Annotated in this window: 8 protein-coding genes; 6 read left to right on the forward strand and 2 right to left on the reverse strand. The window is 70.8% G+C overall.

The annotated features are described in order from the left end of the window. Positions 1–1,026: 1,026 nt before the first annotated feature. The 3 genes from ACFVJX_RS00430 to ACFVJX_RS00440 all read left to right on the forward strand — a co-directional run bounded on the left by ACFVJX_RS00430 (position 1,027) and on the right by ACFVJX_RS00440 (position 5,878). Complete coding sequence (locus ACFVJX_RS00430) at positions 1,027–5,025, forward strand: RHS repeat domain-containing protein (RefSeq protein ID WP_385743506.1); 3,999 nt, start codon at positions 1,027–1,029, stop codon at positions 5,023–5,025. Between the two features lie 107 nt (positions 5,026–5,132). After that, positions 5,133–5,588 carry a hypothetical protein gene (locus tag ACFVJX_RS00435; protein WP_384123726.1) on the forward strand — a complete coding sequence of 152 codons (456 nt, stop codon included), beginning with the start codon at positions 5,133–5,135 and terminating at the stop codon, positions 5,586–5,588. Then, positions 5,564–5,878 (forward strand): CatA-like O-acetyltransferase, encoded by a 315-nt coding sequence (locus tag ACFVJX_RS00440; protein ID WP_384123724.1) that lies wholly within the window; start codon positions 5,564–5,566, stop codon positions 5,876–5,878. Before ACFVJX_RS00435 ends, ACFVJX_RS00440 begins: the two co-directional genes overlap by 25 nt. Here the strand turns inward: ACFVJX_RS00440 and ACFVJX_RS00445 are convergent. Further along, the gene (locus ACFVJX_RS00445; RefSeq protein ID WP_384123722.1) at positions 5,867–6,709 is read right to left on the reverse strand and encodes an oxidoreductase; all 843 of its coding nucleotides are present in this window, start codon (positions 6,707–6,709) and stop codon (positions 5,867–5,869) included. The two genes, ACFVJX_RS00440 and ACFVJX_RS00445, sit on opposite strands and share 12 nt — an antisense overlap. A 99-nt stretch (positions 6,710–6,808) precedes the next feature. On the opposite strand from ACFVJX_RS00445, the gene ACFVJX_RS00450 reads away from it, so the two are divergent. Then, positions 6,809–7,453: a DNA-binding response regulator gene (locus ACFVJX_RS00450; RefSeq protein WP_384123720.1), complete on the forward strand. Its 645-nt coding sequence runs from the start codon at positions 6,809–6,811 to the stop codon at positions 7,451–7,453. Between the two features lie 60 nt (positions 7,454–7,513). On the opposite strand, the gene ACFVJX_RS00455 is transcribed toward ACFVJX_RS00450, so the two are convergent. After that, positions 7,514–7,882, reverse strand: coding sequence for a VOC family protein (locus tag ACFVJX_RS00455; RefSeq protein WP_384123718.1), 369 nt, complete (start codon positions 7,880–7,882; stop codon positions 7,514–7,516). A 461-nt stretch (positions 7,883–8,343) separates the two neighbouring features. Between ACFVJX_RS00455 and ACFVJX_RS00460 the strand changes: the two genes are divergently transcribed. After that, positions 8,344–10,005, forward strand: coding sequence for a sigma-70 family RNA polymerase sigma factor (locus tag ACFVJX_RS00460; RefSeq protein WP_384123716.1), 1,662 nt, complete (start codon positions 8,344–8,346; stop codon positions 10,003–10,005). 82 nt (positions 10,006–10,087) lie between these two features. After that, on the forward strand, positions 10,088–10,978 hold the full coding sequence (locus tag ACFVJX_RS00465) for an oxygenase MpaB family protein (protein ID WP_384123714.1): 891 nt from the start codon (positions 10,088–10,090) through the stop codon (positions 10,976–10,978). Positions 10,979–10,980 lie beyond the last annotated feature (2 nt).

Raw genomic sequence — 10,980 nt, forward strand, 5'->3', positions numbered from 1 at the left:
TGGTGCCAGCAGGCCTGGCGCTGGAACCTCGACTACGTCGTCGACCCCAACGGCAACGCCATGTCGTACTGGTACACCCCGGAGACCAACTCCTACGGCCGCAACCGGGTGGCCGCCGACGACACCTCGTACGAGCGCGGCGGCGTCCTCGATCACATCGAGTACGGCCAGCGCAGCGACACGCTCTTCACCGCCAAGGCCGCGGGCAAGGTCGTCTTCACCAACACCGAACGGTGCATCCAGCCCACCGCCGCCGCCTGCGCCCCCGCGGAGATCGAGAAGAACGCCACGCGCTGGGAGGACACACCCTGGTATCTGAACTGCAAGGCGGGCACCGACTGCGACAAGGGGCGTTTCGCCCCGTCCTTCTGGTCCCGCAAGCGGCTCACCAAGGTCACCACCCAGGTGCTCCAGCCCTCGGGCGGCTACGCGGACGCCGATGCCTGGGCGTTCACCCAGAAGTGGGGCGACGCCGACATCGACCGCTCCCTGCTCCTGGAGTCGATTCAGCACACCGGCCTGGCCGCCACCCCCTCGATCACCCTGCCCAAGGTGACCTTCGGCTACAAACAGGGGCCCAACCGCCTCGACCGGCTCGGTGACGGCATAGCACCCTTCATCAAGTACCGGCTCGCCAACGTCTCGGACGAGTCGGGCGGTTCGATCGACGTCGCCTACTCGGAACCCGACTGCGACTTCACCGCGCTGCCGGTGCCGGAGACCAACACCACGCGCTGCTTCCCGCAGTACTGGCAGCCCGCCGGTGCGCCCGACCCCGTTCAGGAGTGGTTCAACAAGTACGTCGTCACCCAGGTCACCGCGACCGACCGCACCGGCGGCAGTGACGACATGGTCACCAAGTACGCCTATCTCGGCGGCGCCGCCTGGCACTACGCGGACGACGACGGGCTGACCAAGGAGAAGTACAAGACCTGGTCCCAGTGGAACGGCTACGGCCGGGTCCAGGTGCAGTCCGGAGGCTGGGACGGCATGCGCTCGCTGTCCGAGCACTGGTTCCTGCGGGGCATGGACGGCGACCGCAAGAACTCAGCGGGCGGGACCAGGCCGGTGACCGTGTCCGACGGCGAGGGCGGCAGCATCCAGGACCACGAGGCCTTTCAGGGCACCGAGTTCAAGACGATCGACTACACCGCGCCGGGCGGCACGGTGGAGAGCAGGACCGTGAGCACCCCGTGGCGCAAGGAGACCGCCAAGAGGGTACGGGACTGGGGCACCGTCACCGCGAACCTGACCGGCACCGCCGCCACCCGCACCTGGGACCGCAAGCACGACGGCAGTTGGCAGGAGACCTCCACCGCCACGAAGTACGACGACCTGGGACGTGTCGTCGAGGACAGCGACCTCGGTGAGGCGGCCACAGGCGACGAGGAGTGCACGATCACCTCGTACGCCGACAACGCCACCACCTGGCTGCGGGCCCTGCCCAAGCAGGTCGAGGTCCTCGACGTGGCATGCGGTACCGGCGTCACCTACCCCGCGCACCTGCTCTCCCGCAAGCGCAACACCTACGACAATCTGGCCTTCGGCGCGACTCCGACCCGGGGCCTGCTCACCAAGCAGGAGGAGCTGACCGGCTACACCGGCACGACACCCGCCTACCGTTCCAAGAACACGGCGTACGACAGCTACGGGCGGGTGAAGTCGACCTCCGACTCGACCGGTTCCAGCAGCACGACCGTCTTCACACCGGCGACGGCCACCAAGCCCGGCAGCTTCACCGTGACCGGTACCGAACTGGTCGCGGGCACCGCCTCCAGCGCGCAGTCCGTGGTGACCGAGTTCGACGGCGTCCGCTCGCAGCCCACCACCACGGTGGACGCCAACGGCAAGCGCAGCGAAGCGCAGTTCGACGCGCTGGGCCGGCTCACCAAGGCCTGGCTCGCCAACCGGCCCAAGGCGTCCAGCCCGACGCCCAGTCTGGAGTACAGCTACCTGATCGCGGAGGGGTCCATCGCCGCGGTCGTCGCCAAGAAGCTGAAGAACGACGGCAGCCAGACGGCGTCGTACATCCTCTACGACGGCTGGCTGCGGCCCCGGCAGTCGCAGTCAGTCGGCCCGGACGGCGGCCGGCTGGTCGACGACACGTTCTACGACGAGCGCGGCCTGGTCGAGCGGACCTACGCGCCGTACTACACCACCGGCGCACCGGAGGCCAAGCTCTTCGGCGTGACCGCGCAGGGTGCCGTGGACACCCAGACCGTCAACGAGTACGACGGCCTGGGCCGCCCGACCGTGACCAAGACGCTCCAGGGCAACGGGGTGGGTGCCGAACTGTCACGCACCACGACCACCCACAGCGCCGACCTGGTCACCGTCAACCCGCCGACCGGCACCACCGCGACCGAGACGGTGCTCGACGCGGCGGGACGGGTCAAGGAGCTGCACGAGTTCCACGGATCGGCGCCGACCGGCGCCTTCGACAGGACGCTGTACGAGTACGACAGCGCCGGCCGCCTCACGAAGGTCACCGCCCCGGACAAGACGGTCCGCTCGTACACCTACGACCTGCTCGGGCACCAGCTCACGTCTACCGACCCGGATTCCGGCACCATCCGGACGACGTACGACGACGCTGACCGGGTCACCACCGCGACCGACGGCCGTCAGAAGAAGATCGCCTTCGTCTACGACCGGCTCGGCCGGCACACCGAGACCCGGGAGAACTCCACCACGGGCCCGCTGCTCGCGTCCTGGACCTTCGACACCGTGCGCAAGGGCTACCTCAGCAGCTCCACCCGCTACGTGGGCGGCGCCGACGGCGCGAAGTACACGCAGACGATCGACGCGTACGACAACCTGTACCGGCCGCTGCGCACCACCGTGTCGGTCCCGGCCTCGGAGCCCGGCCTCGGCGGCACCTCGGGCGTCAGCTACCAGACCACCACCGGCTACAACCTGGACGGGACCGTCAAGTCCGCCAGCTACCCGGCGGCCGGGAGCCTGCCCGCCGAGGTGGTGGCGCCGACCTACGACGCGCTCCAGCGCGTGGTGAAGTCCGAAGGGCTCAGCACCTACATCGGCGGCGCCCGCTACAGCCTCACCGGGAAGCTGGAGGAGCTGGAGCTGGGCAGCGCGGGCAAGCGGATCTGGATCAACAACACCTACGAGCCGGGCACCCAGCGGCTCTCCACCAGCCGCACCGAACGCGAAGGCGTCGAGGGTGTCGACCGGGCGGCCACCTACGCATACGACGACTCGGGCAACGTCACGTCCGTCACCGACGCCTCACGGCAGGGCACGGACAGGCAGTGCTTCCACTACGACTACCTCCAGCGGCTGACCGAGGCGTGGACACCGGCCGGTGACTGCGCGCCCGCGCCCGGCGCGACCGCGCTCGGCGGACCCGCGCCGTACTGGCAGTCGTACACCTACACGGCGGCCGGGAACCGCGACACCGACACCGCGCACGACACCGCCCTGAACTCCTCCCGGGACACCAAGCGCACCTACCGCTACGACGAGAACGGAAAGGGCCAGCCGAACACCCTGACGTCGGTCACCTCCGCCGGCGCCGTCACCGGCAAGGACACGTACACCTACGAGCCCGGCGGCGGCACCGAGTCCCGTACCCCGAGCGGTGCGGCGAAGCAGTCGTTCGCCTGGGACTCCGAGGGCAACCTCGCCTCGGTCACCGAGGGTTCGTCGGTCACCTCCTACCTGTACGACGCCGACGGCAAGCGGCTGATCAGCCACGGCCCCGGCAACACCTCGACGCTGTACCTGGGCGCCACGGAGATCACCTGGACCAAGGCCACCGGCAGAACGACGGCCCGGCGGTACTACGACCTCGGCGGGGCGAGCGCCGTACGGCAGGACAACGGCTCGCTCTCCTTCGTCGTCGCGGACCACCACGGCACCGGTGAACTCGCCGTCGACGCGACCACCCAGACCATGGTCCAGCGCCGGAACATGCCCTTCGGTGAACCACGTGGCACCACGCCTCCCACCGGGAGCTGGCCGGGGACCAAGGGCTTCGTCGGCGGCACGCAGGACTCCACCGGCCTCACCCACCTCGGAGCCCGGGAGTACGAACCGGGCACGGGCCGCTTCATCAGCGCCGACCCGGTGGTCGACCCGTCGGACCCGCAACAGCTGAACGGCTACGCGTACGCGCACAGCAATCCGCTGCGGCGCAGCGACCCCTCGGGGAAGTACGACCCGGACGAAAGGGACTACTGCAACAAGAACCCCGAGAAGTGCTCGGGCGGAAAGCTCATCCGGAGCAAGCCCAAGCCTTCCAAGCCGAAGAAGAACCCCAACCCGGGGATGGACAAGAAGCGCGCGCACGTGCCGGCCGTCCAGAACGAGCGCCTCGAAAGGATCATCAAGGAGCTGTACATCCGGCCGCAGGTCGCGGACTCGGACGTGGTGGGCGACGGCAAGACGGCCACCGCCCTGATCGAGGAGCTGAACGAGGGAAAGGCGTTCGGCGGCGACGGGACGAAGTGGCACATCGAGAAGGCCACGGCGAAACTGGGCGGTCTGCGGGATCTGCTGGAGGACGACCGGAAGGCGAAGGAGAGCACCGGGAAGGGGATTCTCTCCGATTCCGACCGCAAGGTCGCGCTCAACGAGTCGAAGGAACTGTGGACGGCCATCAACGCGAACGACGTGGCCGGTCAGGTGACGAAGAACGTGAAGGCGACACCGGCCTTCGCGAAGACGCTTTCCAAACTCATCAAGACCGTCATCTCGTCGGAGTCGATGAGCGAGGTCACCGGCCAGAAGTTCGCGATCCCCGAGAACCTGCACCCGAAGGCCCCGCAGCGGGCCGCGCCCACCGGTGAACGGGTGCAGGGGCGTGGCTTCGCCAAGGCGTTCGGGGTGGTGGGCGGCGCCGCCAGCGCCGCGCAGTATCCGACGGACGTCTACAACTACGGGTTCGAGGAAGCCACGAAGAAGCTCACGGAATCGCTCACGGACCCGCTCGACATGATCCCCGACGGGCAGGGCGCGGGATGCGCGCTCTTCGGCGACTGCTACGTGGTCGTGCCGGTGATCTGACACCGGGCCGATCCCGCGAAGAACACCGGAGGAACGTGCACGGCCGGCCGGGAATCCCTCCCGGCCGGCCGTGCGGTATTTTGCGCGAGACGAAGGAGTACGGACACATGCAGGGAATTTCTTCCCGGGATCTGGTCGGGCAGCTCGTCCGGCTGCTGCCGGAAGTGGAGCCGTACCTTGAGACGGCGGCCCGGCGGCACGGCAGGCGGGCATCCCAGGTGACCCACTGGGACCAGGTCAACACCCACCCCGGGACGCTGCTTTCCGAAGTCCTCGCCCATCCGCTGTTCCAGCCCAGGATGGAGTCCGCCGAGATGGACGTGGCGGACGAGGAATTCCTCGCGCGCTGCTTCGATTTCATCGAGGGCCTGGAGGAGAGTCCGGGGGGCGAACTGGTGGAGACGGCGTACTTCACCTTCGTGGAACCCCTCCTGGAGAGCAGGGAAGTGCTCGATCGCGCCTTCCGGTTCGCCGGTCCCAGGACACGTGCGGAGATCCTGGCCATGCTGCGGGGCTGGAACGTCCCCGTGGATACCTCGTGGGAGGCGGAACGGCGGGCATAGCCGCGGTACCCGGACGCCCATGCGGGCTGCTGGTCGGCACGGGCGTCCGGAGCGGTCGCGGCGACGACCCGCCGGACCGGACTGCGGCTCCCGGTGTGCGCCACGACCACTTGGCGCCGGTCTTCACGCTGGGGCGCTACGTGGAACGCGAAGGCCGGGCCCTGCTCCCGCTCGCCGTACAGATCCACCACGCGGCGGCGGACGGCTTCCACACGGCGCGCCCGGTCGACGAGCCGGAGGCCCTGATGGCGGACCCGTCGTGGGTCGACCGGGCCGCGTCAGCCGCGTAGCTCGGCCAGGTCGTCGTCCGTGAGTGTGAGGTCGCGGGCGGCCATGTTCTCTTCCAGGTGCGCGAGGTTCCCGGTGCCGGGGATCGCGAGCATGACCGGCGACGAGGCGAGCAGCAGGGCGAGCTGTACCTGCGCGACGGTCGCCTCCAGCCGGGCCGCGACCTTCTCCAGGCGCCGTGTGTCCAGCGGCTCGCGTCCGCCGCCGAGCAGGAAGAACGGCACGTACGCGATGCCCGCCGCCTCGCACTCCGCGAGGAGCGCCAGGTCGTCGGCGTACGGATTCTGCACGCAGGCGACGGGCGCGACGGACCGCGCCTCCGCGAGCTGCGCGGCGTCGATGTTGCTGACGCCCAGGTGCCGGATGAGGCCCTCCTGCTGGAGCCCGGCGAGCACGGCGAACCGCTCGGCGACGGACTCGTCGCCGGGGCCGCTCATTCCGCCGACGCGGAGGTTGACGACGTCGAGCCGGTCGACGCCGAGGGCGTGCAGGTCCGCCTCGACGAGGCCGCGCAGCTGGTCGGGGGTGGCCTGGCCGCTGGGCATGCCGTCGGCGCCGCGGAGCGGGCCGACCTTGGTCGCGATGACCAGGTCCTCGGGGTAGGGGGTGAGCGCCTCGCGGATCAGTTCGTTGGCGCGGACGTCGCCCCGGGCGTAGAAGGCGGCGGTGTCGATGTGGTTCACGCCCAGCTCGACGGCCCGCCGGAGGACCGCGATGCCGTTCTCGGGGGTGCGGGCGGGGCCGTCGAACGTGCTCATGGGCAACCGCATGGCGCCGAAACCGAGGCGGTTGACGGGGAGGTCGCCGCCGAGGGCGAAAGTGGTGGTGGTCATGGCTTCATGCTCTCCGTGGAGGCTGGGGCGGCCCAGCGCGTGGCAGCTTGCTGCCAGACCTGCGGGATGCGGGATGCGGAATCCTGCGAGACTGGCGGCATGCGGAACGAACAGATCTTCTCGGTCCACGGCGACGCGGAGCTGCTGGCGCGCGCCGGACACCTCCTCGAATCGGCCCGCACCGAGTTCCTGTGCGCCGCCCGCACCCTGACGACGTGGCCCCGGCCGGCGACGTGGACGACCCCGGGCCCCGACTTCACGACCCGGAAGCTGCTCACCCCGGCGGCCCTCACGGACGAGGCGACCAGGGACCACCTGCGGCTGGTGCTGGGCGCGGGTGCCCAGGTGCGCATCACCGACGCGGAGCTCCCGCACGAGACGATCATCATCGACCGCCGCGTCATGATCCTCGCCGGCCGCGAGGCGCCTGCCGGCCGCGAGTACTCCGTGACGACCTCGAAGAACATGATCGACGGCGTCCACTCGCTGTTCGACGCGATGTGGAACCGGTCGGCGGACTACACGACGTACCTGGCGACGGACACCCCGCGCCTGAACCCGGAGTCCCGCGCCATCCTGGAGGCCCTGAGCACGGGCCTCACCGACGCGTCGGCCGCCCGCCGGTTGGGCGTCTCCCTGCGGACGTACCGCCGCCGCGTGGCCGAGCTGATGGTGACGCTGCAGGCCGCGTCGCGCTTCCAGGCGGGGCTGCGGGCGGGGGAACTGGGGCTGCCGGGGTGGTGAGGGCGGGGCGTCATGGCGGGGGCCGTGGGGTCGACCTCCGGACGCGCGTCGCAGGTGGCGTCACCCCGCCGGGATCGCCTGCGTGACGTTCACCGCGTTGCCGTCGGGGTCCCGGATGTGGGCGACCCTCTGCCCCCACGGCATGTCCTTGGGGCCGCCGCTGACCGCGCCGCCCAGCGCCTCCACCCGGCCGAGGGTCTCGTCGACGTCGTCGACACCGATGCTGAGCAGGATCCGCGGCGCTGCCCCGTCCCCCGGGTCCGGCTCGGTCACCAGACCGAGGTCGGTGTCACCGATGCGCAGGCCGAGATAGAAGGCCGGACCTTCCGCCGGCACCCGGAAGGTCTCCTCGGCGCCGAACAGGTCCGTATAGAACCGGCGCAGGGCGTCCTGATCGGCGGTAAGGATCACGGGCTGGATGGTGGACATTGCACTCCTGTCGTGAACGGTCGCGTCACTGATTGGACCGTTCACGATCGGAGAACTCATCGGCGAGCCCGGGCTTTCCGTGTTGGGCCGGACACCGCGTCCCCCATCAGGACGCCGGCAGCGAAGGCGTCCCCCACTCCGTCGTCGGTGACCTCACCCTCGGCGGGGACACTTCCGCTACGCCGGCGCGCCGGAACGGCAACTCGTGCTCGCGAGCGGTTCGCGCGGTGCCTCCCGCGCGCCCGGCAGTCGTACGGGCCCGGCGGCGCACCGCCCTGCGCCGGGAGGCCGGCGAGCAGGGAACAAGCCAGTGACGGCGCCTCCCCACTTTGGGCGCGGGCCGCGTTCGTCCGCACGGGATGCCGGAAATCCCGTTCGTGGATAACTGATATCCGAGCCGCCCTCGGCGGTCTCCCAGCCATCGGGCATCATCAGCGGTCTACAGGACAGGGAACTTCTTCATGAGCCATCAGCACACGGTGGACCCGGTGGCGCTGGTTACCGCCGCTCGCGAGGGGGACGCGGAGGCCAGGGACGTGCTGGCCGGCGCGTACCTCCCGCTCGTCTACAACATCGTGGGCCGGGCGTTGAACGGTTCGGCGGACGTGGACGACGTGGTGCAGGACACCATGCTCCGAGCGCTGGACGGGCTCGGCGGTCTGCGGGCGCCGGAGAGTTTCCGCTCCTGGCTGGTGGCGATCGCGATGAACCAGATCCGCGCGTACTGGCAGGGCCGCAACGGCGCGCCGGGCACGCTGGAGGAGGCCGGGCAGGTCGCCGACCCCAGGGCCGACTTCGTCGATCTGACGATGATGCGTCTGCAACTGTCGGGGCAGCGTCAGGAGACGGCGCGTGCGACGCGGTGGCTGGAGCCGGAGGACCGGGGACTGCTGTCGCTGTGGTGGCTGGAGTGCGCCGGGCAGCTGACCCGCGCCGAGGTCGCCGAGGCGCTGGAACTCTCGCCGTCGTACGCGGCGGTCCGGGTGCAGCGGATGAAGGCGCAGCTGGACACGGCCCGCATCGTCGTGCGGGCACTCGACGCGCAGCCGCCGTGCGAGGAACTGCGCGGGGTCCTCGCAGCGTGGGACGGCCGGCCCTCGGCACTCTGGCGCAAGCGGATAGCCCGGCACGCCGGTGACTGCCTGCGGTGCGCCGGGCTCCGGAGCGGCCTGATGCCCGCCGAGGGCCTGCTGGCGGGGCTGGCGCTGGTCGCGGTGCCCGTGGCACTGCTCGCGCGGTGGCCCGCGAAGGATTCGACGGCGCCCGTCGCCGCCTCGTACGCCCTCGACGCGACGACGGGCGACGGAGCGGTACCCGCCGGAGCCGGGCGGCACCGCTCCGGTGGCGGCAGACACGCGGGCCGGCAGGGCGCCTCACGCGCCGATGCGCGCCGGCGCCGGCGGACCGTACGGCGGCGGGCGGCCGGCGCCGCCGTACTGGCGGCGTGCATGGCCGGCGGGGGGCTGTGGTACGTGTCCCTCGGGCCCGGCACCGGAAGCGAGGACGACGCCGCGTCGCGTACGTCGGCCGAGCCCGTCACCGATCTCACCGCACCCGAGACCTCGGCCACCACGTCACCGTCGCCGTCCGTGTCACCGTCCGCGTCGCCCTCGCCGACGGCGAGGAAGAGTGCCCCGGCCACCCCGGGCCGGAAGCCGGCGAAGAGCCACTCCCCGGCGCCGAGGACAACGGCCGCCACGCCGCGGGTCCCGAGCACCCCCGCGGCGCAGCCGGCCCCCTTGAGTACCGCGGCCCAGGTCGTCGCCCTGGTCAACAAGGAGCGGGGGGCCGCCGGATGCGAGCCGCTCAAGGAGGACCCACAGCTCACGGACGCGGCACAACGCCACTCCGACGACATGTCCGCCCGGGACTTCTTCGAGCACACCAACCCCGACGGCGCCGACCCCGGACAGCGCGTCACCGACGCCGGATACCGCTGGTCGACGTACGGCGAGAACATAGCCCGTGGCCAGCAGACGCCCGCATCGGTGATGGAGTCCTGGATGAACAGCCCCGGCCACCGCGCCAACATCCTCAACTGCGCCTTCAAGGACATCGGCATCGGCATCCACCAAGGGCCCGGCGGACCGTGGTGGACGCAGGACTTCGGCGCGAAGCTGTGAAGACCGCCACGGACGCGCGGTGGTCCTCATTCCCGACGAGGGGATGACGCCGCCGAGCGGGAGCTACGGGAGGTACCAGCACATGACGGAACCCGACCCCGGCCTCTTCGGGCCCGAATCGGTCACCTGGCAGATGCACGGCGACCCGATGATGTGGGTGGCCGGGGTGCGCGCCCTGTACCTCCAGGCGCTGCACCCGCGCGCGGTGCGCGGCGTCATGCAGAACTCCGATTTCCGCAAGGACGCCTGGGGCCGGCTGATGCGTACGGCAGGCTTCGTAGGCACCATCACCTACGGGACCACCGAGGCCGCCGAGAAGGCGGGCGCCCGGGTCCGCAGGATCCACCGGCTGCTCAAGGCCACCGACCCGCGCACCGGCGAGACGTACGGTGTCGACGATCCCGAACTGCTGCTGTGGGTCCACTGCGCCGAGGTCGACTCCTACCTCCAGGTCGAACGCCGCTCCGGCTTCCCGCTCACCGATGCGCAGGCCGACCGGTACATCGACGAACACCGCCACAGTGCCCGGCTGGTCGGACTCGACCCGGACGGTGTCCCCGCGAACACCGAGCAGCTGGCCGCGTACTTCGAGCGGGTGCGGCACCGACTGGCCTTCTCGCCCGACGCGTCGGAGGTCGACGACTTCCTGCAGAAGCCGCCCGTCCACCCCCTGCTGGTGCCCGTGCGCGCCCTGCTGTGGCGGCGGGTCGCCACCCTCGCCTACCAGTCGCTGCCCCCGTACGCCCATGAGCTGTACGGCAGACCCGCGCCGCGGGCGGCCATCGCCGACCGGCACCTGCGCACCGCCGGAAGGCTCCTTCGGGCCATCCCGTCGCGGCTGCGTTGGCAGCTGCCGCCGGGTCATATTCTGAAGGCGGTGGCACGACTCGGCCCCGGCAGCCGCCCCACCCCGTACACACTGAAGAGGCAGGCAGCCATACTGGACGGGCCGGGGAGGGCGCAGCGACAGTAGGC

Source organism: Streptomyces sp. NPDC127177 (assembly GCF_042672475.1).
Taxonomy (GTDB): Bacteria; Actinomycetota; Actinomycetes; order Streptomycetales; family Streptomycetaceae; genus Streptomyces.

Bases quoted from the DNA above. Each gene is read 5' to 3' on its own strand.
- ACFVJX_RS00430 (WP_385743506.1), top strand. From the start codon at position 1,027: ATGGACGGCGACCGCAAGAACTCAGCGGGCGGGACCAGGCCGGTGACC.
- ACFVJX_RS00435 (WP_384123726.1), top strand. From the start codon at position 5,133: ATGCAGGGAATTTCTTCCCGGGATCTGGTCGGGCAGCTCGTCCGGCTG.
- ACFVJX_RS00445 (WP_384123722.1), bottom strand. From the start codon at position 6,709: ATGACCACCACCACTTTCGCCCTCGGCGGCGACCTCCCCGTCAACCGC.
- ACFVJX_RS00450 (WP_384123720.1), top strand. From the start codon at position 6,809: ATGCGGAACGAACAGATCTTCTCGGTCCACGGCGACGCGGAGCTGCTG.
- ACFVJX_RS00455 (WP_384123718.1), bottom strand. From the start codon at position 7,882: ATGTCCACCATCCAGCCCGTGATCCTTACCGCCGATCAGGACGCCCTG.
- ACFVJX_RS00460 (WP_384123716.1), top strand. From the start codon at position 8,344: ATGAGCCATCAGCACACGGTGGACCCGGTGGCGCTGGTTACCGCCGCT.
- ACFVJX_RS00465 (WP_384123714.1), top strand. From the start codon at position 10,088: ATGACGGAACCCGACCCCGGCCTCTTCGGGCCCGAATCGGTCACCTGG.